This is a genomic window from Alphaproteobacteria bacterium, assembly GCA_018063245.1.
Classification (GTDB): Bacteria; Pseudomonadota; Alphaproteobacteria; order JAGPBS01; family JAGPBS01; genus JAGPBS01.
This window is the reverse complement of record JAGPBS010000017.1, coordinates 15244-39791: the sequence shown is the minus strand read 5'-3', so window position 1 is coordinate 39791 and position 24548 is coordinate 15244. Positions and strand designations below refer to the sequence as shown.

At 40.3% G+C, this 24548-nt stretch carries 18 protein-coding genes; 10 read left to right on the top strand and 8 right to left on the bottom strand.

Features of this window, described 5'->3' with window-relative positions:
• From KBF71_03755 to KBF71_03740, 4 genes are all read left to right on the top strand, one after another.
• The coding region (locus tag KBF71_03755) for a DEAD/DEAH box helicase (GenBank protein ID MBP9877431.1) at window positions 1–946 on the top strand (946 nt) is incomplete at its 5' end.
• Window positions 947–1108: 162 nt separating this feature from the next.
• Window positions 1109–3061 (top strand): sel1 repeat family protein, encoded by a 1953-nt coding sequence (locus tag KBF71_03750; protein ID MBP9877430.1) that lies wholly within the window; start codon window positions 1109–1111, stop codon window positions 3059–3061.
• Window positions 3062–3207: 146 nt separating this feature from the next.
• The gene (locus tag KBF71_03745; GenBank protein ID MBP9877429.1) at window positions 3208–5472 is read left to right on the top strand and encodes a sel1 repeat family protein; all 2265 of its coding nucleotides are present in this window, start codon (window positions 3208–3210) and stop codon (window positions 5470–5472) included.
• A 125-nt stretch (window positions 5473–5597) separates the two neighbouring features.
• Complete coding sequence (locus KBF71_03740) at window positions 5598–6242, top strand: sel1 repeat family protein (GenBank protein ID MBP9877428.1); 645 nt, start codon at window positions 5598–5600, stop codon at window positions 6240–6242.
• Between the two features lies 1 nt (window position 6243).
• Here KBF71_03740 and mnmA read toward each other — a convergent pair whose 3' ends face one another.
• The 6 genes from mnmA to KBF71_03710 all read right to left on the bottom strand — a co-directional run bounded on the left by mnmA (window position 6244) and on the right by KBF71_03710 (window position 12312).
• Complete coding sequence (gene mnmA, locus KBF71_03735; protein MBP9877427.1) at window positions 6244–7401, bottom strand: tRNA 2-thiouridine(34) synthase MnmA; 1158 nt, start codon at window positions 7399–7401, stop codon at window positions 6244–6246.
• A 206-nt stretch (window positions 7402–7607) separates the two neighbouring features.
• Window positions 7608–7946 (bottom strand): ferredoxin family 2Fe-2S iron-sulfur cluster binding protein, encoded by a 339-nt coding sequence (locus KBF71_03730; protein MBP9877426.1) that lies wholly within the window; start codon window positions 7944–7946, stop codon window positions 7608–7610.
• 84 nt (window positions 7947–8030) lie between these two features.
• Window positions 8031–9761: a sel1 repeat family protein gene (locus tag KBF71_03725; GenBank protein ID MBP9877425.1), complete on the bottom strand. Its 1731-nt coding sequence runs from the start codon at window positions 9759–9761 to the stop codon at window positions 8031–8033.
• 25 nt (window positions 9762–9786) lie between these two features.
• On the bottom strand, window positions 9787–10707 hold the full coding sequence (gene era / locus KBF71_03720) for a GTPase Era (GenBank protein MBP9877424.1): 921 nt from the start codon (window positions 10705–10707) through the stop codon (window positions 9787–9789).
• Window positions 10707–11450, bottom strand: coding sequence for a ribonuclease III (gene rnc, locus KBF71_03715; protein MBP9877423.1), 744 nt, complete (start codon window positions 11448–11450; stop codon window positions 10707–10709). The genes era and rnc overlap by 1 nt, the downstream gene beginning before the upstream one ends.
• Window positions 11451–11499: 49 nt before the next feature.
• Window positions 11500–12312, bottom strand: a complete 813-nt coding sequence (locus KBF71_03710) for an FkbM family methyltransferase (GenBank protein MBP9877422.1) — start codon at window positions 12310–12312, stop codon at window positions 11500–11502.
• Between the two features lie 131 nt (window positions 12313–12443).
• On the opposite strand from KBF71_03710, the gene plsY reads away from it, so the two are divergent.
• The 6 genes from plsY (at window position 12444) to KBF71_03680 (ending at window position 19422) form a co-directional block, all read left to right on the top strand.
• Window positions 12444–13040: a glycerol-3-phosphate 1-O-acyltransferase PlsY gene (plsY, locus tag KBF71_03705; protein MBP9877421.1), complete on the top strand. Its 597-nt coding sequence runs from the start codon at window positions 12444–12446 to the stop codon at window positions 13038–13040.
• A gap of 74 nt (window positions 13041–13114) precedes the next feature.
• On the top strand, window positions 13115–14248 hold the full coding sequence (gene dprA / locus KBF71_03700; protein ID MBP9877420.1) for a DNA-processing protein DprA: 1134 nt from the start codon (window positions 13115–13117) through the stop codon (window positions 14246–14248).
• A gap of 178 nt (window positions 14249–14426) precedes the next feature.
• Window positions 14427–17090, top strand: coding sequence for a type I DNA topoisomerase (topA, locus tag KBF71_03695; GenBank protein ID MBP9877419.1), 2664 nt, complete (start codon window positions 14427–14429; stop codon window positions 17088–17090).
• A 301-nt stretch (window positions 17091–17391) separates the two neighbouring features.
• The gene (locus KBF71_03690) at window positions 17392–18621 is read left to right on the top strand and encodes a threonine ammonia-lyase (GenBank protein ID MBP9877418.1); all 1230 of its coding nucleotides are present in this window, start codon (window positions 17392–17394) and stop codon (window positions 18619–18621) included.
• Between the two features lie 14 nt (window positions 18622–18635).
• Window positions 18636–19004, top strand: coding sequence for a hypothetical protein (locus KBF71_03685; GenBank protein ID MBP9877417.1), 369 nt, complete (start codon window positions 18636–18638; stop codon window positions 19002–19004).
• A 19-nt stretch (window positions 19005–19023) separates the two neighbouring features.
• Complete coding sequence (locus tag KBF71_03680; protein MBP9877416.1) at window positions 19024–19422, top strand: hypothetical protein; 399 nt, start codon at window positions 19024–19026, stop codon at window positions 19420–19422.
• Window positions 19423–19491: 69 nt separating this feature from the next.
• Here KBF71_03680 and KBF71_03675 read toward each other — a convergent pair whose 3' ends face one another.
• Both KBF71_03675 and KBF71_03670 read right to left on the bottom strand, forming a co-directional pair.
• Window positions 19492–20826 (bottom strand): HlyC/CorC family transporter, encoded by a 1335-nt coding sequence (locus KBF71_03675; GenBank protein ID MBP9877415.1) that lies wholly within the window; start codon window positions 20824–20826, stop codon window positions 19492–19494.
• 89 nt (window positions 20827–20915) lie between these two features.
• Window positions 20916–24506, bottom strand: a complete 3591-nt coding sequence (locus KBF71_03670) for a sel1 repeat family protein (GenBank protein ID MBP9877414.1) — start codon at window positions 24504–24506, stop codon at window positions 20916–20918.
• Window positions 24507–24548 lie beyond the last annotated feature (42 nt).

Genomic DNA, 24548 nt, shown 5'->3' with positions numbered 1-24548 from the left:
AAGACAACGTGATCGTGTGATTCGTGATTTCAGAGCACAAAAGTACCGCGTTCTGATTGCAACTGACGTTGCAGCACGTGGCCTTGATATTCCACACATTGAACATGTGATCAACTATGATCTCCCGCAATGCCCTGAAGACTACATCCACAGAATTGGCCGTACAGCACGTGCTGGCGCTTCTGGATCTGCTCTTTGCATCATCTCACCAACGGATATGCGTCTCTGGAAAGCAATTCAACAATTGCTCGATCCTGCAAAACCAGTACCTGATTCCCCACGTTATGAAGGCAACAGAGGCGGATCATCATCTGGACGTAAATCATACGGCAGAGGCAATGATCGGAATGATCGCAGATCATCAGGTGGTGACAGATCTCGCTCACGCTTCAGCGATGACAGACGCGATGATAGATCAGATCGTAAAAGATCAGCTCCATCAGATCGTTTTGAGTCAAGAGATCGTCCATCATTTGGCGACAAGCCAAAAAGAGATCGCTCTGATCGTCCAAGTTTCGGTGATAGACCACAGAGAGATCGTGGTGATCGTCCAGCTTTTGGTGACAGACCACAAAGAGATCGTGGTGATCGTCCAGCTTTTGGTGACAGACCACAAAGAGATCGTGGTGATCGTCCAGCTTTCGGTGCTAAACGTTCGCCTTCAAGAGATCGTTCTGATCGCCCATCTTTCGGTGACAAGCCTGCTTTCGGCGCTAAACGTTCCCCTTCAAGAGATCGCTCTGATCGCCCAAGTTTTGGTGATAAGCCAGCTTTCAGAGAAAGACGCGCATCAACGCCAGCTGAACGCAGAGAGCGTTCATTCGGTGGCAATAAACCTTCATTTGGCGGCGAGAAACGCTCTGCACCACGTGGTGGTAAATCGTTTGATGGCGCTAGATCTGGCGGATCTTTCAAAGGACGCGGCAGTAAACGAGCTGCAGCCTAAGCCTAATCAAGCTTTCAAAAAAGAGGGATCTCAGATTCCTCTTTTTTTTCGCTCAATTACATTAGAAGCTTTTTCCACCTTCATTAAAAATTAACTTTAATAAAAATTCCCTAAATTTTTCTTTTTATGGTAAAATGAACCTAACTTACCATGGAGAGAAGAATGGCCAAAATTGAGGGGCCAAAGGGACTGGATTTTCTGGAAATTTCTGGAAACCCTAAGGAGAGAGAAATCACGACTGGTGCTGGCTCTAAGAGAGTTAAGCCTCACAACGACGTATCTGTAAAGGAAACAAGCCTTTCTCATCAAAAAGTTCAAAAAGGAAAATCATTTCATAAAAAAGCCGTCTCTCTTCGCCAAAAAGCTCATCAACTATTCAGTCAAAAAAATAAACTCACCAAAGCCCAACAAGCCCTTGATCAAGTACAAACTGACATTATGTGCAAAAACGCACTCAAGCGAATTGATAACAGAGATATGCTTGGAGCTCTACAGACCTTTCGAGATGCTTCAATAATGGGATCAAGAGAAGCAAAATTTTGGCTTGGTGACATCGAGAGGCTCGCCCCCTTACCTTCCCCTGAAAAGCCCTCAAAATCCAAAACACTCAATATTGACTCTATTGATATTAGGCAGAATGCTATCCTTCATAAATTCACCTCGCTTTTATATCAGCTTCATGAAATAAATCCTAATGCTTATGCCAAAAGGACGGTTGATAGAATTGCAAACGATTTACAAAAAGGCCACTGCAATGGATTGGCAATCTATCACACGCAGCTCTCCATTTTAAAGCATCCAGGAAAAACACGCTATCGGTCAAACGAATACTATGATTTTATGCAAAAAATGATGAGCTGGGACCAAGAGCTTTTTGAACCCCCTCATGGTTTTAACTATCACAAATATAGAGCTGGTGATATACAAGGCCTCTCGCCAGATGAACAAGAGAGGCTCGCTTTCACAGACGATTTTAAAGAAGTCCTCCAACTTATTCGTTTTGAACAGCAAACATTCCATGAAGCCTCAAGTCAGATATTCAAAGGGCAAAATACACCAGGCAACATGGTGCTCATCTTAGGGCCTCGTATTCAAACATCCGAGACCTATCAACTCATGACAAAAAATGGAGATATAACACCCTTTTTACCCACTCTCAAAGCCTATCTCTCCAACAAAAATGCTGCCTTTTTTTCAATTCCCGCAGCCGACGGCGAAAACCATGCGATTTCAATTAGCTATAGAGATGGAAAATATTACTATTTCGATTCAAATCATACCTCTTTAGAGCCAGAATATAGCACACAGTATAGTGCCTTCTCGTATGCTACGCTTGAAGAGTTAGCTCAGCAAGTCAACACTTCCTTCCAAGTATTTGAATTTAATGTAAAAAAATTTCAATTTAGAAACATCGGCCCCACAAAATTAACCTTTTTTGATTTGAAAAAAAGAAAAACGTTCTATCCAACTACTGAAATTGAAACCCATAGAATGCAGATCATGAACCTCAACAAGTTAGTAACCCTATTAGAACCAGATCTATTTGAGAGACTTTTTTCCACAGTGACTCATGAACTTGATTCAAAAACGATGCAGCTTCTTTTTGCGGCTGATCCGACTCTCATCACTTTACTGCCCCCTAATAGCCTAAAACATATTAAAACAATCAATATCAAAAATTTAGTTTTAGACAGCAAGGCCTATTACTTTCTGATGAAAGCAGCTCCTAAAGCGACCCTAATGGGCCACAAAATCAGAAAAAGTCTTGCTGAAGCGCATCATAATCTTGCGACTGAAACAACAGGAAAAATGCAAGACTATCATTTGAGAAAATCCCTCGCCGAAGGCGACGAGCTTGCTCTTGAAGAAATAGGCATGTGGTTTTTTCAAAATCAAAACTATCCAGAAGCCCTTAATTACTTCAAAAAAGCATCGCCCGAAAATAGTAAAATACAATTTTACATCGGTCAGATCTATATGATAAAAGCGAACGAAGAAGATAAAGGTTCACCAGACTATGAATTTTATTGGGGTCAAGCCATCAAACACTACAAAATATCGGCTGATCAAGGGTTTATATGGGCACAAAAAAAATTAAAAATGCTCAAAAAATAAGAGCTCAATAACTATCAATTTCTAAAAATCTAAACCATATCCTTTTCATATCGCAAATAACTATTGAAATAAATATTATTTTATGCTATAAAAAAACAAATTTTATAAAATATTGATTTTTTAGTTATTTTTCAAGGACTATTATTATGTCGAAAATTATTTTGGCACCTCAAAACGCCACAAATCTATCTGTTGATTCATCCATCACTCCTTCAAAAGACAAGTCTCTTGTTCAGAGGGTGAAACCATCATCTCAAACAATTCGTATTAAAAATTTAAAACGCGAAAAACTTGTTGTATCGACAGTTCCTACTCTGTGTAGAACAGCAGAACTCCTAACAATCGAAGGTCAATATATAAAAGCTTTTCATTACTTTAAACAAGCAATCGATGCGGGTTCTTCAAAGGCACGCTATTTTCTCACGGGGCAAAAAAAGAGCACCATTCAAAACAAACCAGTCGATATTACCCCCCGTTTGATTTTGTCACAAACACCTATACTAGCGAAAATCAAACTTTTTCTGACTGGATTACAAAAAGAAAACCCTGCCTACAATGAAGAAACAATCCAAAAGATTCTGAACGACCTGAGTCGTGGCCACTGCAAGGGCCTCTCAATATATTATGGACAGCTCTCATTAGAAGTTGAAAACAATCAAGACTCAACTGGTGAATATAGAGACATAGCCCGTAAAATTATCGAATGGGACGGCATTCATTTTGAACCCCCTCAAGGATTTAATTACCGTCAATATCATGATGGCGATAAGCAAGGCCTGACACCTGAAGATGAAAAACGGATGCTGCTCACAGATGACATCAAACAGTTCTTCCAGATGTTTCGATATGCGCAGCAACGCTTCCATGAAGCTTCTGAGTGGGTTTCTGAGCCCGTTCTTGAAAAAATGAACAGAGGCAACATTCCACTTCATTCACAAACAAACATCCAAGGCATTTTAGGCACAAACTACAAGGTAAAACAGAATATTCACATATCAGCTGCGCGCACTTTTCTATGCAATCATTTGGCAGGCTCTTTATGCTCAAACTTGAAAGAAAGTAATGTGGCAATACTGAAATTTCCGACATCAACAGGGATAAGGGGCGCTCATGTCGTCACGATTCTTTTCCGTGAGAATCGTTATTATTTGATGGATTCAAATAACACATCAAACGAAGTGGATTTTGACGATCGCTATCATGCGATCGCTTTTGAGACCCCAGAACAACTCCTTACAAATATTGCTCTTCGATACTTCGGTGAGATGACAACTGAAATCTTTGAGCTCAGTTTCTTTGAAAAGAGAGACAGAAAAAACAACTATATAAGCTCAGATCCTAAATTTCATCAAAACCTTATGAGGGTGAATCAACTCTATGAAAGATTAGGTGAAGATCTCTTCAACAGAGCTTTTCCTGCTCATGCTGACACATTCAAGCTCAGCGCAGATATTGTCAGAGAGATCAGCGATAAAGGGGCCTTAGCCCTTCTTACAAATCCTCAAATTGTTGAAATCGATCTCTCTGCACTTGACATAAGCATTGATGATGAAAAAACCTTTAGATCACTGATCAGAAACGGCTCAAGAGTAAAACTAGTCACAAGCCCTTCTCAAAGAGAGATTATAGGTAACATCTATTGCTCTCTGGGAAATGATTATGAAAAAAGCGAATATGCAGATTTAATCATCAAAAATATCCCAGAAGCTATTTTTTATTATAAAGAGGCAATTAGCCTTGGGAATGATGAGGCCAAATATAGGCTGGCTGAGCTTTATAAAGATGATAATTCCCAGCATCAAAATCACGCTGAATATATAAAACTCTTGCTTGAAATAGCTGCAGTTAAAAAAGATCCACGTGTTTCTTATGAACTAGGTCTGGCCTACATGATAGGGAAATACGGACTCGAAGTCGATCTTTATAAAGCACGCGACTATTTTTCATGTGAACAATCACCTCCCCTTGCACGCGTTTTATATGCACGCGTTAACATCACAATTCTCGTCAGAGAAAAAAAAGTAAAAGAATTGGTCAGAACAGCTATGGCTCTTCGATCCTGTGACGAAGCATCTGATACCCATAAAAGGCTCGCCTTAAAATATTTTAAGGCAGCTGAATTACTCGGCTCGAAAACAGCATCAAAACTCATCGCCTATATGTATGCGAACAAAGAAGTGCCTGTTGAAAATCCTGAAAGCTTTCTAGATGCATTGATGACAATAGCGGATACAACAGATGGTAAATCTTTACTCGCTAAATCCTACAGATCTGGTAACATTCTGCCTCGCGATCTTCATAAAGCACTTTATTGGTACAATTCGATTGACTCTGAAGATATAAAGTTTTTCCAAAAAGACAGATCTGCTCTATTGGAAGAGATCAAAGAAATGGAAAAGGCCAAAGCATAGCATTATTAGCGTGCCTTCCTAATTTACTATAAAGATATTAATGTGAATTAAATTTTATATTAATGCACTATAATTTAGGTAGATACGCCCATACTGTAAAAGCAGTTTTAAAGAGGAGAGCGATAATGCCTATATCCGGTCCAAAAAACCACAAACCTGACCATACACTTGAGCATCCAAAGACTGAAAACAAGAAAGTACATTCGACCTCTCAAGGTTTAGTTGCTCGTAAAAAAGATAGTTATATTGACCATCTAAACATGAGTGATGATAAAATTTCTCAAAGACTCAATGGTCCTATTCCGCCTCGCACTCTAAGCCCAAGTGAAAAGGAAAATCGTCTAGAGCAATTAAAACCTCAAATTCGCGCTGATTTAAAAAAACGCGAAAGAGAAAAAGAAAGGCTCTTGATAGAAGAAATGACTTTCAAAGCTGAAAGCAATGATCCAAAAGCGCAAGTATGGCTTGGTCAGAAATATGAAAGTCAACAGAACCTGGATTTAGCAATCAAATATTATAATATGGCTAGCAGTCATCAGAATCTGGATGCCCAAAAAGCCCTCACTCAAATCTATGCAACACAATTTAAAAATCTATCACTTGACAGTCTTGCTGAAGGGATTGCTTTTTCTCTTGAAGGTCAGCACCAAGAAATCGTAACAAAACTACTTGGCGAACTCGAAGAAAGAGGCAAAGCCGGAGATCCGGGCTCTCAACAGGTTTTTGATGCTTTTATACAGATTATTATGAATGAACCAATAAAATCTTAGACTACTCAGTCTTTGAGATAAATCCACCACCCAAAACACGATCACCATCATAGATCACAGCCGCTTGACCAGGTGAAATGCCTGATAATTCAGCGTCAAGGACAATCACAGCTCTCTGATCAGGATAGATTGTCACCCGCGCAGGCAAAGGCTCTTGAATAGAGCGAATTTTGACCGCAACCGGAAGGTCAGCTGATGCTCCAAACTCATTAGCTTGCGTCAAAAGCAACGGATCGCCGATCCAATTGAGTTCATGTACAAATACTTTTTTGCGCAGCAAAGCCTCTTTTGGGCCAACAATAACGCGATGTGTCTCTGGCTCAAGCTTTACGACAAAGAGAGGCTCTGCATCTTTGCTTTCGCCCTTAATGCCGCCAATACCAATCCCTTTACGTTGACCAATGGTAAAGTGAATAATGCCTTCATGCTTACCCAAAAGACGACCATCAACGTGATAAATATCACCAGGAACAATCGCCTCAGGCCTTAACTTCTGAACAATTGATGCATAGTTTCCATTTGGGACAAAGCAGATATCTTGGCTATCTGGCTTATCTGCAACAGACAATCCATATTTTTCAGCCAAAGCGCGGGTTTTGTCTTTTGTGAGACCTCCAATCGGAAAACGAAGATAATCCAATTGATCCTGTGTCGTTGTAAAAAGGAAATAGCTCTGATCTTTCTGAGGATCAGCGCCCCTAAATAGTTGCCCCCTACCCTCATCATTCTCAAAACGTTGAACATAATGCCCTGTTGCAAGGCAATCGGCCCCAAGATCACGTGCCATTTCAAGCATATCTTTAAATTTGACCTTTTGATTGCACCTGACGCACGGAATGGGCGTTTCGCCTTTTAAATAACTATCTGCAAAATCAGTCATCACATCGTTTGAAAAACGTGATTCATAATCCAAAACATAATGCTTAATACCTATTTTATCAGCAACATCGCGGGCATCATAAATGTCGATCCCGGCACAACAGGCACCTTTTTTGCGTAAAGCGTCACCATAGTCATAGAGCTGAAGGGTTACACCAATCACTTCATAGCCTTCATCCGCCAAAAGCGCTGCCACTGTCGATGAGTCAACACCGCCAGACATGGCCACAACAACACGCGTTTCAGATGGCGGCTTTAAAAAGCCTAGACTGTTTTTCATTTACAATAAGTCCTAATAAGTCAATTTTACGTCTTTGTTTGTCACACCCGCGAAGGCGGTTGTCCAGGAATCTCTCAATGCGCCACTTGAACAAACTATCGTTTTTACTGGATTCCCGCCTTCGCGGGAATGACAATGAAGAAGGCGGGAATGATAATAGGATATTAAGGCAATATCTAATTAGAATTTTAAAATGGCGCTTGGTATTAGCTTGCTTCTTTCAGCATATTTCTTGTCCCTGCTGGGAGAGAGACTTCAATCCCATCAAGCTCAGGTGACATAATAATCTGGCACCCTAGACGAGATGTCGCCTGAAGATCAAATGCCAAATCGAGCATATCCTCTTCTTCCTCAGAAGCTTCGTCTAATTTCCCAAACCACTTAGGGTCAACAATCACGTGACAGGTTGAACAAGCAAGTGAGCCTTCACAAGCGCCTTCTAAGTCAATATTATTCATATGGGCAATCTCAAGCACAGAAAGACCCTCTGGCGCTTCAATATCAATACGATTGGCATCATTGTCAATAAATGTAATTTTTGGCATAATTACTCCTCAGCCTTTACAAAATTAATTTTTCCTTACTTCTTTATAAAGTTTTTAGAGACAGAAAGCAAGCAAAATCATCCTTTAAATCAATTTGGCTCCACGGATTTTAACACTATAATGACTTGATAAAACGGACCTCAGGGAGGTAAGAGCCCCTCGATCGACATTTGTTTCACCATGATGAGGACGATGCCCTCCACAGGAAAACTCACCTAGTGTTAAAAGATTCATTCCATTCCCACTTGAAAGAGGCCTTGTTGAGCCATTTTCACTCTCGGCAATATAGATCAGCAAATCGTTAACGTCATGAAAGGACATATCATCCTTATCAAAAAGTGCCTGGAATCGCTTTTTCATATTTGGCTTACTTTTCTCCAGATAATAATGCTGCATTTTTGCCTCAAGCTCTGCCAATTTTGTCAAAATATCTTTGATTGCTTGGTGATTTTTTGCAATCTCATTCTGAACAACTTTTTCTTTCTTCAATACTTTTTTCACTGGAGCTGCGGCTTTCTTTATGTCTTTTGGAATAACAACTTCTGCAACCTGCACAGGATTAGGCAATGGCACTTGCTTAGCAGTTACAATAGGTTTTTGCACTTTCTTAGATGGTGGCGTTTTCTTCTTTTTACTCTTTTTGGGCATCACCGGAAGATCTTCAAGATATGACTTTAAAACCTCTTCTTCACTTGAAATAAGATTGTTCGGGTCAAAATGCATTGCTTTATGAATAATGCTGGCAAGCTTTTCTAATAAATCAATGAGCGTTTCTCTGGGTAATAGATCAAATGGAAGATCCATATTTTTGTAGAGTAAATCAGCTCCTCCTCTTAAAGAAAGGGCATCTAAGTTATTATTATATCGATCCTCATAGATGTCGATAAAACAATCTTTAAACCCATACAACCAAACCTGAACAATTTTTGAAATATTATCCAATGTTGCGTGTTCTACACAAAACAAAACTGAACCTAAAATCGATTTACGACTCACTTCTTGAAAAGACATATCGCGCTCTCTTGCTTCTTTTTGCGCAAGCCTCTTCATCACTGCCATTTCATCTGTTCTCACATGTATCGTATTTTGATCAGCCAATTTGTAATAATAGACAGCCATTTCTAATATGTCCTTATCCGACATATCTTGCATCTGTGTGATATTTTTATTATGATCCTTCGATGTTTTTTCTATGGCATCTGCCACATGCATCTGATACATCAAAACAGCATTCTTGTTTCTCTTTTCTTGAACTTCAAGCAGCGTATCGCTATAAACCCTCTTTTTCATGCGAAAATTATATTCTTGATAATACAATTGAGCAAGTTTCAGCTGCGCATTTAAGAAATTGTGCTGTGCTGCCAAAACGTTATATTCATAGGCCAGATCAATATCCCTATCCACAAACATCGCTAATTGGTAACAAGATGCTAAAAAATACTGGGCCGGCAAACAATTCATCCCACCTGTTGCAAGCTCTCGCATACGTCTGATCGCCTCAGGCATATTAGGCCTTTTTCCGCGCCCTTCCGTTGATCGCACTGAAGGCGGATAATCAGCTTCATGCAAAAAAAATGTCATGGCTTTAAAAAAATGCTTCCAACCTTTTACAACCAAATGCTCTGGCAACAATCTCCTCTGATCTTTGGAGAGAAAAACAATGTCTCTTTGAAACAAAGATTTGTTCTGTAAATTGATATCATCTGCATAACAGTCATAATAATTACACTGAACAGGTCGCTCATGACCTTCCTGGAACCGATAGAGGTAAAAAGTCAGGGGTATCATGTCCTGAACAATATCAACATAACTCATTTGGACTCTCCTAAACTCTCACAGCCTACTTGAGATCGATACCAATCTCTTCAAGCAAGGCTCTATCCTGATCCCACTTTTCTTTCACTTTCACGAACAAGAAAAGATGAACAGGTGTCTCTAATAAATGAGACAATTCTTCACGCGCCAGACGCCCAATTTCCTTAATACCCTGCCCTTGATGCCCCAAAATAATACCCTTGTGATTTGCTTTAGAGACATAAATCACTTGGTCAATTTTAATGGACCCATCTGGACGATCTTCCCATTTTTCAGTTTGCACCGTTAAAGCATAAGGAAGCTCCTGACGTAATTTTAAATAGAGCTTTTCACGTGTGATTTCAGCGGCAAAAAGCTGCTTTGGCAAATTAGTAATTTGATTGTCATCATACATCCAAGGCCCTTCTGGCAATCTTTCTGTTAAAGAAGCCAACAGCTCATCAATACCATCGCCTTTTAAAGCTGAGATCATATAATTTGCGAAAAAAGGATAATAACCATTCAATTCAGTTGTAAGCTCTAAAAGACGCTCTTTTTTAACTGCATCAACCTTATTAAGAACCAATGCAATTTTCCCCGGGAATTTTTTGAACTTATCCCATATCTCTTGGTAAAACTCAGCTCCATAATACCGTTTTTCTGTTGCATCCAGGAAAAACAACACAAGATCAACACCATCGATACTATTCCAGGCTGTTCCGACCATTGCTTCATCAAGAAGACGTTTCGGGTTAAACAAGCCAGGCGTGTCGAAGAAGGCTATTTGTGTTTTGCCTGTATTCTTAATGCCCAGAATTCTATTTCTGGTTGTTTGAACTTTTGGCGTTACAATTGCAATTTTTTGTCCCAATACGCGGTTTAAAAAGGTTGATTTTCCGGCATTGGTCGGGCCCATGATGCCAATGAATCCAAATTTTTGGCCATCATGAATCGGTGAATCTGTCATTATAATTTATCCTTATTAGAAATAGAAAGCATCATGAGTTCAGCTGCTTTTTTGGCTGCGGCTTTTTTCGATTTATCTTTAGCTGATACCTCTGTAAAACCAGGAACCTTCACTGACACCGTAAAAAAAGGTGCATGTTGAGATCCTTCAACTTTTTTTGTCTCGTACACTGGCAATCCAAGATTTGAAGCTTGGCACCACTCCTGCAATGCCGATTTTGGATCCATCTCAATGTTTAAATCCTGTTCAACAATATCTTTCCAAAAGCGCCTGACGAATGATTGAACAATATCAATCCCGCCGTCAAGATAAAGTGCGCCAATCAAAACTTCACAAATATCGGCTAGAAAGCTCTCATTTTGAGGCGTTCCCACCTGCAATTCACCAGGACTGAGCAAAACAAAATCAACGAGTGAAAGCTCACGCGAAATTGAGGCAAGTGTCTGCGTTTTGACAAGCGCTGAAAAACGCTTTGCAAGACGTCCTTCAGGTTCATGAGCAAAAATCTCAAAAAGCCAAGAACTCATTTGAAGACCCAAAACGCGGTCGCCCAAAAACTCCATTCTTTCGTATGAATAGTGCGGGAGCAATTTATCGCCTTGCGATTTTGAGTTCGATGTTTTTGGCACAGCAGATGTCAACGTCCCGATCATACTCGGATGAACAAAAGCCTGCTTTAAAATGTCTTTATTTTGGAATTGGTAACCAATCCGCTCTTCTAATGTTTTAAAATCTCTACTCATTTTCGGGAATCAATTCATTTAGATATTGAAAATCATAACCAATAATCTATCATAATTTTTCATTGAAAACCAGAGAAAACAAAAGGATCATCCATAAATTACACTCAACATAGTTTACAGTTTCAAAAGAAAACACAGGCTCACCAGGTAGCAAGCGGCATTCACGATTTAAATGAACAATGCGCGCGTAAGCCTCTTGAAACAAATCATTGAGAGCAATATCATGCTCATGTGCCACATAATAAACGTTAAGCCCATCAAATAGCTTAAACACATAGCCTGCTTCAATCAATATATTGTTCCATTTGTGATCGGAACGAATATTTGTCATGGGCTCTGTCGCCTCAATAACCATAACCCATGGCCTGAATCGAGCAAGATCGATACTCTCTAGAACAGCACGTTCAGCGCCTTCAACATCTATCTTCAAAAAATGAATCGCATCCAAAGGATGCTCAGATAAAACCTGATCGAGCCTTTGAGTCTGAACCGTGATCGGCGTTATAACGAATTGGTCAAGAATCACTGAAGGTAATGCGGCTGGATGAAAAGTTGAAAGACCATCTGCTGTTTTGCTCCCTTTGGGATACAAAATTGAAAAAAGGGCTTCTCCTGATGAATCAGCGATAGCAATATTTAAATTAATATCATTCGGCCGAACCTCTAACAATTTTTGATAATGTCGGAGAACTGGCTCAATGTTGATCCCGCGCCACCCATTCAGATAAAAATACTTTGTAACTGAATCAACATCAGGATCATGCGCGCCGACATCAACATAATGTCCTTGTTTTATACCTTGAAAAACAATGGAGAGAATCAAATCTTCACAATATTGCGCATAAAATCCTTCTACTGCCATTGATACCTGCTCTCTTTTCCCAAAAGAGTAACAGGATTACAAACTCATGAATAGGGGAAAAAACCCTTTCCTCTGCAGAAAAATTATGCAAGACTAATTCGTACAACCTCTCATTCAACTGGAAACGTATCATGCTATTTCTTTACGCAATTCTCCTAGGCTACTTTTTGGGGTCTATCCCTTTTGGACTCATCTATACCAAACTCTCAGGACATGGAGATATCAGAAACATTGGCTCTGGCAATATTGGCGCAACAAATGTCCTGCGCACAGGGAATAAAACGCTTGCCATCCTCACTCTTTTATCCGATGCTCTCAAAGGACTATGTGCAGTGCTTCTGCTGCAAAAAATCAACTTCTTACCAGATTTTGACCTCGCTTTACTGGCCTGTGCATTTGCTTCAATCATTGGCCATATCTTTCCCATTTGGCTTAAATTCAAAGGTGGAAAAGGCGTTGCTACAGCCATCGGTGTTATCATTGCTCTTCATTGGCCAATTGCGCTGGGACTCCTAGGGACTTGGGTTCTTATAGCTTGCATCACGCGTATTTCATCACTATCTGCCCTCATTGCTTTTGTTGCATCCATTTTCTATTCGTTTTTTATAGATGATCAAAACTTTACATACTTCTTGCTTGTGATCACATTATTGATACTCTACACGCATAAAGAAAATATTGGCCGTTTGATCAAAGGAACAGAACCTAAAATAGGGCAAAAAAAATAATTATTTTTTTCTTTCCTTTTTCTGAAAAATACTTATAAAGATGATTTAAGCATAAAAAAGAAAAAGGAGAACTTATGTTTCCTGTTAAAAAGAAACTCAACGATCACGAAAAAATCAATTGGCTTAGGCTCATCCGTACTGAAAATATTGGTCCTATGACATTCTATCAATTGCTCAGGCAGTGTGGTTCAATTGATCAAGTCTTTGAAAGACTACCTCAGATGGCTAAAAATGGAGGACGTTTAGACGGCCTCAAGATTCCATCAATCACTGAGATTGAATCAGAGATCGAAAAACTTCATAAAATCGGTGGAGAATTCATTTTTGCATGCGAGCCAAATTATCCCTACAATCTGGGTTTTGTTGAAGATGCGCCGCCTGTTTTATCAACAATCGGAAACTTAAATCTTCTGACTAAAACAAGCCTTGCTGTTGTAGGTTCTCGAAATTCATCCATGAATGGTGAAAAATTTGCTTTCAATATCTCACAAGAAATTGGACGCAGTGGCTATGTTATTATCTCAGGCCTTGCACGCGGCATTGATCGTTACGCTCATCTTGGCAGTATAGAAACAGGGACAATTGGCGTCTTGGCTGGCGGGATCAACGTGATCTATCCACCCGAAAATGAAAAGCTTTATCATGATATGAAAGAAAAAGGATTGATCATAGCTGAAAACCCTTTTGGCATGGAACCAATCGCACGCCATTTTCCAAAACGAAACCGCATTGTTTCAGGGATTGCTAAAGGTGTATTAGTCGTTGAAGCGGCTTTACGCTCTGGCTCTCTCATCACAGCCAGATTCGCTCTTGAACAAGGACGTGATGTTTTTGCTGTGCCTGGCTCTCCTTTTGACCCAAGGTGCAAAGGAACAAATGGTCTTTTACGTGAAGGTGCTATCTTGGTTGAAAAGGCTGAAGATATTACAAATATTTTGAGTCAAAGCAAGCAGAGTTCATTTCTCGATGAATCAGAGCACAGCTATGATGCAGGACTGCCAATTTCGCCTGATGAAAATGACGTCAAAATTGGCCGCGAAATTCTCATGAGTAAATTAGGAACCACACCCATTGAAATTGATAGCCTGCTCGATCATTGTGATTTAACAACAAACATTGGACTATCGGCTATTCTAGAGCTTGAACTTGCAGGAAAAATTGAACGTGAAGCTGGTGGCAAAATTTATAAGATTGATCACACTTGTTAAAAAATATACTCTGTGACAATGAAAAATTTACTTTTTCCTTGGCAAAATGAAATTTCTACTATAAAGGTAAAATTTCTATTTTCAAATTGACGAATCATCTGTTTGATATCGATAGAGTAAAAGCTGAAAAATTTAGGTTAAACTTTAAAGGATAATAAGTGTGGCGAAAAAACTAGTCATTGTGGAATCACCCGCAAAAGCAAAAACGATCAATAAGTATTTAGGGAATGACTTTAAGGTTATTGCTAGCTTCGGCCATGTGCGCGATCTTCCTTCTAAAAATGGATCTGTTGATCCAAATGCCGATTTTGCTATGAATTGGGAAGTCTCGCTCAAATCCAAAAAACACCTCCAAGAAATTATCAAAGAAGTTAAAGACGTAGACATCATCTATCTCGCAATGGATCCGGATAGAGAGGGAGAAGCCATTGCATGGCACGTCAGTGACATTCTGGCTGAAAAGAAACTGCTCAAAAATGTTGACCTTAAAAGAATCACCTTCAATGAAATTACCAAGAAAGCTGTTCTTGAAGCCGTTTCTCATCCACGAAATCTTGATACACAGCTTATTAATGCTTATCTTGCTCGTAGAGCCCTTGATTATCTTGTTGGCTTTAATCTCTCGCCTGTTTTATGGCGCAAATTGCCAGGCTCACGATCAGCAGGACGCGTACAATCTGTTGCATTAAGACTCATCTGCAATCGTGAATCTGAAATTGAGCAATTCAAAACACAAGAATATTGGAGCATTTTTGTCGATTTAATCACGCCTCGTAATGATAAAATCACAGGCAAACTAACGCATGTTTTAGGACAAAAGCTCGAAAAATTCTCGATCCCCAATGAAACAAAGGCAACTGAGATCGCAAATCGCCTTCGCAATGAAGCCTTTACAGTTTCAAAAATCGAGAAAAAGCAAGTCAAACGCTATCCATCAGCACCATTCACAACATCAACCCTTCAACAAGAAGCTTCACGCAAGCTTGGGTATGGTGCAACACGTACAATGCGGATTGCTCAAAAACTATATGAGGGCGTGACCTTTAAGGGCGAATCTGTTGGTTTAATCACCTATATGCGTACAGATGGCGTTCAAATCTCAAATGATGCGATTGCCTCTTGCCGCACATTGATTGAGAAAGATTTCGGTAAAACTTATGTGCCAAATGCGCCACGTGTCTATAAAGCCAAAGCAAAGAACGCACAAGAAGCACACGAAGCGATTCGTCCAACTGACATCATGCGCCATCCATCCGAACTTGCAAAGGTTCTTGAACCTGATGAACTCAAACTTTATGACCTAATTTGGAAAAGAACCCTCGCTTCTCAAATGGAATCTGCAACACTGGATCAGGTCAGCATTGACTTTGAATCAACGCAAAAAGATGTAGCACGTGCAACTGGATCGACCATTGCATTTGACGGCTTCTTACGCCTTTATCATGAAGGTCAAGATGACTCAACTGAAGCAGGAGCTGATGCAAATCCTGATACAGATCCTGATAATGAAAATCAAAGCGATCGCCTACTCCCGCCTGTCTTTGAAAAAGAATCTGTTCAAAACAAAGATGTGCGAACAACGCAACATTTCACACAGCCTCCTCCACGTTACACTGAGGCAAGCCTCGTTAAAAAGCTCGAAGAACTCGGCATTGGCAGACCTTCCACCTATGCAAGCATTATGCAAGTTCTTCAAGACCGTAACTATGTGATCCTTGAAAAGAAACGCTTTATCCCTGAAGGCAGAGGCCGTCTTGTGACTGTTTTCCTTGAGAGCTTCTTTACAAAATATGTTGAATATGGCTTTACAGCTGCCCTTGAAGAACAGCTCGATGATATTTCAGATGGTAAAGCGAATTGGAAAAAGGTCCTTGAAGATTTTTGGACACAATTTTCAGGCGCGATCAAAGAAACAGATACGCTCCGCATCTCAGATGTTCTCGACAAAGTGAATGAAGATCTCGATTCCCTCTTCTTCCCTCCTAAGGCTGACGGGAGTGATCCACATCTCTGTCCTTCTTGTCAGAAAGGGCGTCTTTCTATTAAGCTTGGTAAGTTTGGATCTTTTGCAGGTTGCTCAAATTACCCAGAGTGCAATTACACTAAAGAACTCATTTCTGCAACAGAAGATCAAAGCGGTGCAGGCGGTGAAGAAAACCAAGACGAGTTAAACTACCCTGTCACCCTTGGCAATGATCCTGAGACAGATTTACAGATTACGCTTCGTAAAGGACCTTATGGTGTTTACATTCAGCTCGGTGATACTGTTGTGATTCCAGCGGAGCCTGCTAACACAGATGAAGCTCCTAAAAAAGGCAAAGGGAAAGAAAAAGCAGCAGACAAGCCTAAAGCTAAGACCAAGGCAAAGAAAGAAAAAACCATTAAGCCGAAAAGAGCCCCGATTCCACGCGGCTATAAACCTCAGGACATCACGCTTGACCTGGCTCTAAAATTTCTAGCCTTGCCGCGACACATTGGCACCAATCCTGAAACAGGACTTGCCATTGTGGCTGGTATCGGTCGCTTTGGCCCTTATCTGAAGCATGGCGAAAAATTCACCTCACTCCCAAAGGATGATAATGTTTTAGAAATTGGCCTCAACAGAGCCATTACAGTTCTGGCGGAGAAAGAACAAGCATCCCCAGGATCAACGCAAGCCCAAGTTTTAATGCAGCATCCTAAAGATGGCAAAGATATCACAACAGCATCTGGCCGCTATGGACCTTACATTAAGCACGGCAAAACACTTGCCTCCCTTCCAAAAGGCAAAAATGCAGAAGATCTGACCGTTGATGAAGTTGTTGCTCTGCTTGATGCAAAAACGCAGAAAAAGGGGAAATGATGGGCTCGACTCAGGACCGTAGAATCAAAAAACCGTCACTCAGAGCCCTCCTTTTAGGAGGGCGCTTGTCAGGCCGAAGCCTTGGCGTAGGCTGATGGAGTCTCAACAACTTCTTACCTTGGTCATCCTGAACTCGTTTCAGGATCTAGATGCTGAAATAAATTCAGCATGACGCAGTAGAGGAGAGGAGATTCCATCCTCCTACGCCAAGGCTTCGGCCTGACAGGCGCCACCTCTTAAGGAGGTGGCTCTGAATGACGATTCTTTAACTTAGAATGATAAAAATAAGAAAGAAAAGCTCATGACAACGCAGGCCACCTTTACTGACATTTTAGAAGCATCGAAGGTCATCAAACAACATCTTGAACCAACGCCGATGATTCACTCATCTATTTTGTCATCCCTTTATGATTGCGATATCACACTGAAGCTCGATAATCTACACGTCACAGGCTCTTTTAAAGAACGAGGGGTTATTTACAAACTCAGCAAACTCTCTCCGGACGAACGCAAGAAAGGCGTCATTGCAACATCTGCTGGCAATCATGCACAGGCTCTTGCTTATCATGCCCAGAAAATGCAAATTCCGGCAACAATTGTTATGCCTGAGACGGCTCCTTTTGTGAAAATCATCAATACAGAAAAATATGGCGCTAAAGTCATTCTCCATGGTAACACACTGGATGATGCTTTTAAATATACAAAGAAAATCATCGAAGAAGAAGACCGCGTTCTCGTTCATCCTTACGATGATCCTTACATTGTCGCTGGACAAGGCACCATGGCTTGCGAAATCTTTGCAGACAAAGCCAATCATGACTTTGACAATCTTATAGTCCCCATCGGCGGCGGTGGCCTCATTAGCGGCATTGCAATTGCAACAAAGGAACTCGCCCCAAATTGTAAAGTGGTTGGCGTTGAAAGCGAAATGTACCCTTCAGCCTATCAATCCATTCATCATCAAGAGATCCACTGTAAAGGCATATCTCTTGCAGATGGTATTGCTGTCAAAAAACCTGGCAAAATGAACCTCAAATCAATTGAATCTCTTGTTGAAGAGATTTTAATCGTTGATGAATTGGCGATTGAAAAAGCAATCTTATCTCTCTCCATTGATCAAAAAATCATTGCTGAAGGCGCTGGTGCCGCTGGCCTTGCCTCACTCATCAAATATCCTGAGCGCTTTAAAGGAAAAAAAGTCTGTCTCGTGATCTGTGGAGGGAACATCGATCGGCGCGTCTTATCTTCTATCTTTTTACGAGGCCTTGCACGTGAGGGCAGAATGGTGCGTTTGCGTATCCAAATCATCGATGCGCCTGGTCAATTGGCTCTCATTAGCAAAATCATCGCGGGAGAAAAAGCCAATATCATCGAAGTTCAACACAAGCGTCTTTTAGAAGAAATTACAGCACGTCAAGCCAGTCTTGATGTGGTCATGGAAACCAAAGGACTCGATCACAGCATGCGGATCATTGCTCTTTTAGAAGAAGCTGGATTTAACTGCACACTCAAGCATGAAATTGCTCAATAATCAGGATCAAAACAATGGCACCTGTTCTCGCTTACTCTCATAAAAATTTACGCACAAATCAATCTGAAACACTCCCAATAGTTTGTGTTGACATTATACAAGTGCCAACACCAGGTAAAGCCCAAGCTCTGCATTGGCAATTAGTGCAAAAACCCCTCCCTCATTTCACGCCCGCTTCAACAACCATCTCTCGTTTTCAGATTGCTTATTGCTCACTTGCCATAACGATAACACTTGGCTTCAATATCTTCTTTATGCTAAAAGGCCTTGATCTGAAAATTCTTGATGGTATTGTTGTACCTCTTCTCTTTCTTTACATATTGGCTGTTCAACTAATAATATCAAAATGCCGTCAAAGACACTCACCCGTACTAGGCGTTTGACATTTTAAAAGGACATGAGATGAAACCAACTGAATCTGCCTCATTGCTACCATCCGCTCCTTATACAATCTACACACCACAACCGAGTGTGATCTCCCAACTCACCTCTGGCAGGCGCTATATCCCAATTGACAATGAATCAAGTCATTGTAGAAGCCTCTCTAGCTACAGACCTCAAAGGCTCACAATTTACATACAAAATCGTTTTCCAGATGGATACCCACCCCGAACACCTTATATCCTTTTTCTCATCGCTTGCATTTTATCGATCACAATTTACGTTATTCTTATTGCCGAGGGCATGGACCTCACCTATGTTGGAGCAGTTTACGTGCCTCTCATCTGTTTTAGTGCTGGCGGCGTCCATATCTGTCTTCAGACACTCTGCCCGAAAAAATCAGAGATTTTACCTGCTTGATGCTCTCGTTGTCATGCCGCATTTCAAAACGCATCGCTGTAGGGCGACCATCCAGAAATCTCTCAATAATCACATCTCTAAATCATTTTGCTTTTGAATCAGAACCTTATCAATTCTAGAACCATCCATATCGACAATTTCAAACCTAAAGCTCTCCCAGTGAATATATTCACCTTCCTTTGGGATATGCTTGAAGTGAATTAATAAAAATCCTGCGAGCGTGTTAAAATCACTCTCCTCAAAGGTTTCAACAATATCAACATCCAAGAGTTCTTCAATGTCATCAATGGGCGTTAGACCATCACACAAGGCCGAACCATCTTCACGCGTTGTAATTTCATAATGTCTTTCTTGATAGGATTCTTGTCCAGACCCCACCAATGTTTCAAAGAGATCAACAAGGGTAATAATGCCCCGCATGGTTCCATATTCATCCACAACAACTGCAATATGAGTCTTATATTGCTTAAACTGATCCAACAAATCTGGGCCCAGATTATCTTCAATCACACAAGGTGCTTCTTTAATCAAAGAATGAAAATCCAGCGCTTTTCTCTGAATCATTTGCGCCAATGCATCTTTTGTATCAATAATGCCTAGAAAATTATCAAGCCCGCCATCAAATACAGGATAATAGCGATGAGGATTCTGTAGAATTTTTTCAGCATTCTCCTCAAGACTATCGGCAATATCAAGATAAATAACCTTTATACGCGGGGTCATCATTACACTTGCTTCGCGATCGCCAAATTGCAATACCTTCTGAAATACTTTATGTTCAAAATCGTCAATTGTACCTTCTTCAAGCCCCTGTTGCATCACACTATGAATTTCTTCTTCTGTCACAGTTGATTCTTTTTTCTCTTTTTGATTACAAAGTTTTAAAATAACCTTGGTGGAGACATCTAACACAAAAACAAATGGATACATTATTTTAGACAAAAGATGAATGGGTCTTGCAAAAAAGCTTGCGACTTTTTCAGGCTTTGTCATAGCGATCCGCTTGGGAATTAACTCTCCCAGAACAATTGAGATATAGGTCACCAAAATCACAATAAAGGTAAAAGCAACCAGGTTCCCATAACCAAAAACCCAAGAAAATTGATTCAGCCAAATGCCCATGGGTTCAGCAAATCTTTGCCCACTAAAGGCACCTGAAATAATGCCGATAATGGTAATGCCAATTTGTATCGTTGACAGAAAAGATCCAGGATTATCAATAAGCTCTAGAGCAAGTTTCGCACCCAGGCTTTTTTTGGATAGATTCTCCATTTTAATACGGTTTGACGAGACAATTGCCAGTTCTGTCATTGCCAAAATCCCATTGATCAAGAGAAGCAATAAAATCACAACGACATCAAATATATAGCTCTGCACAATTTCATCCATTTCTATTACAGTCAATAATTCATTGACTGTAAATCAAAAACATAATCATTTCCTTAAGGACCAGACATAATATCATCATGATATCCTACCGTCCGTTTTCCATATCACTGCTCACGACTCAATACTTGTCTCAATCTTTTTTGGGCTTCAACTGACCCATGTTCTGAGGCTCTTTTCAATAAACTCACAGCACGTTCTTGACGCTCTGCCGCTGTTAAATTAGCATCAACACCTTTGTTCTCTAGATACATGCTAGCCAGAATATATTCTGCCTCTTTATGATTTTGAAGGACAGCATCATTAAAATGCCGAACAGCTCTTTCATAAAGAGGACCAAGGAAAATTGGATCTTCCCCTCTGTAATAAATGAGTCCTGCCATATATTGAGCCTCCGCATCGCCTGTAAAAGCCAATCGCTCAAAATACTGCAGCGCAAAATGTTTATTTACTTCAACACCCGGCGCTCCATTGTAAAAAAGATTGGCGAGTTTTCGGTGACAATTCACACTATCTCGCTCTGAGCCTAGTTGATAATGTCTCACTGCCTCTGCAAAATTATTCAAACCACCATAGGCCTCACCCAATCCAAAGGAAGCCTCTGCCATATTTTGTCTTTCTGCCATCTCATAGAAATGAATCGCTTTGTCAATATCAGGAGGGCCATTCACTCCTTGCCTAAAGAGATCTCCAAGCGTTAATTGCGCCATCGGATCATTACGTGTTTCAACTTGTTCAATCATCCAATTCACGGCATCTACCTGCCCCATTTCTGCCGCTATTTTCACATTAGTATAGCCAACAACTTGATTCGGAACCACGCCATCACCTTGAATATGCATCACACCATACTTAAACCGTGCTTCAAGATGACCGTTATTCATGGCATGTTGATAGTAACCAAAAGCCTGCTCCTTGTCCATATCAATACCCAGACCCAATTCATAGACACGCCCTAATCTGAAATATATCTCAATATCTTTTGATTCCGGAACAGCATATCCCCAGTCTTTTGCAGTCTCATAATACTCATAAGCATGCTTGATATTAGCATAGTTATCAGGTTCATTCTCATAGGCCTCAGCAATTTCGTAAAAAAGTTTCCCAGCTGGTGGCCAATCGATAGGTCCATCAGGAAACTTATTTTTATAGTTAGCTATGTACATCAAATAGTCTGATGCCTTCAACTTATCTTTAAGTCTAGGGCTTTTTGCCAACGTCTCGCTTTTTTTCAATAGATATTCATAAGTTTTAATGACCTTATCCTCAGGAAATTCATAGCCTCCAACCATCGCCGATGAATAAAGCTTATAGGCCATATCTATATTAACTTTCACGCCATTTGTCCCATTCTCATACATCTCTGCAAGCTCAGCATAAGTAGTATTCTCAACCGATTTCACAAACTCTCTATCTCTGAAAGATTGAGACTGCCGAGCCTTATCAAACAACTTGAGATATTCTCCACAAGTAATCAAAAGGCTTTCTTTAACAGACGCCTCTGTAGAATCTTTATAAAAAACGATTCCTTTAAAAAGCAATCTAGCGATCTCATCAGGATGCTGAGCCCGAATATCTTCATTTCCAGTCATCATCGAATAAAATTGTTCAATATTTTGACCCATATCCAAATCTGGATGGACAAGACCTGATATATAGAGATCGGCCAAGCTTCTGATCCTTTCAGCATTCCCAACAAGGGCTTGAAGGTAATCTTTTCTCTCCGCTGATTCAAATTTTTGAATGACGTCATCAACAAGAATTTTGATCTGCGCCTGTATCTCTGGATCAGCCATTGCCTTTATGGCCTTACTATCGCCTAGATCTGCTGCCATTTTAACATTCGCAAAAGCAATCATTGGATCATAAAATGGATTCTTTGCCCCTAAATGGAGCATCCCATATCTAAATCGCCCTCTATCATCACCCTGTAGGATAGATGTCTCATACCACATACGTGCCTCTGACGTATTTACATTCACACCATCACCTGAGTCATACATCTTCCCAATTCTAAAGGCAAGATCTGCAAACCTCGAGACTGGAACATCATATCCCGCCTTATTAAGCGCTTCCTCATAATAAGCATATGCTTCCACTAAATCAGGTGCTTTTTCACCTATGCCGCGCTCAAAAAGCTCAGCAATGTCGACATAAAGCTTACCCATCGGTAGATCAGGAACCGGTACATCCGGATGCTTCTCCTTATACTCAAGTACACGACCAAAAAACCGAGACGCTTTTAATTTACCTTCCAGATGAGATAGACTATTTTCAAAGGGAGCATTCATAAGCTTCATCCCTTCCGCAATAAAATAACCAAGCACTTTGGCCATTTTCGCCTCAGGTAAAGCATAATCAAGCTCTAAAGCCTTCATATAGTAATCATTGGCTAACTCTCGATCAATCTCAGTGCCATGCGTTCCATTCTCATAAATTTGAGCCATTTCAATGTAAAATGCATTAATGCGCGCATTTGCTGCAGTTACTTGTCGGGGATTGACCTCAGCAGGATGATTTTCTAGAAAACTTATGTTATATCTAAAATACACATCAGCCTTTTTTTTCTGAGACAAATCAGTATCAGATGCGTAAAGCTCTCCTACCTCAGCTACAAGTGCAAAAACCTCCCTATGATATCTATTGATAATCGTATTTTTCGTACAGATCATCACAAAAAATTTTGCAAAACAATCACCTCTCCTCATCTCAGGATGAAGAATGCCTGATGCATATAATCCTTTCAGCAATTGAAAAGTTTCTAAATCATCATCAAGTGAATCTAAACCTTTTGACCCTGCAGCTTCATATCTTTCAATCACTTTCTGTATAAAGAACTCAACTTTTTCTTCTGCCCCCTGGTGTCCCATGTTGAGCGCCTTCAAATACTGATCCAAAGCCTTGACAATAAGAGCAGGATTAGCAGGTATGTTGATCTCAGCAGCCTCACCAAGTTTAAAATAGTGCTCTGCAAGTTTTGCTTTTGAACCAGGGTGCCCCGCTTCTGCAGCTTTTGTATAAGCTGTTAAAGCGTTCCGATGGTCGCTTTTAGAATACATATCTGCAAGCTTGACATAACATTCACCTAAATTGACGCGAGCTTCTTGATAACCCAATCTCAATGCATTCTGGTAAGCATCAATTGCCTTTTCTATATTTGTCGGTGACCATTCTTTTGCAGCAACTGAACCTCCTTTTTTCTCATATCGGTCCCCTGCTTCAAAATAAAGCTCTTTTGCCTTCTCTACATCTACCTCAACCCCAATACCTTTCTCATAAGCTTCAGCGAGCTGAATTAATACCTGCACATCCTTTTGTGCAAGTATTTGCAAATAAGGAAAAGCCTTTTCAGGCTCATTCTTTTTTCTATAAATTTCAATCAACGCACTTTGAGCATTTCTATGTTCATTTTCTGCTGCAATTGTCAATGATTCTATCGCCGCATCAAAATTCGAACTCTTATAAAAATCTACGCCTTTTTGAAAGAACGTCTCAATTTGTGCTTTTGTGAGTTTTCCTTGTATAGTTCGATTTAAAACAGATTTTTCTTCAACGGTAACTGCACCATCTTCTTTTGTACGTGGCTGTTCTGGCGTTCTGAGCTCTGGTTGTGCTCCCCCTTCAACGGCATCTGGACCTTCTATATCCTCAAGACCTCTTTGTGGTACGCCCCGTAGCAAATCATCTCCACCGACCATCACCTCTCTCCATATTATTTACTTTAATTAAATTTATTATAA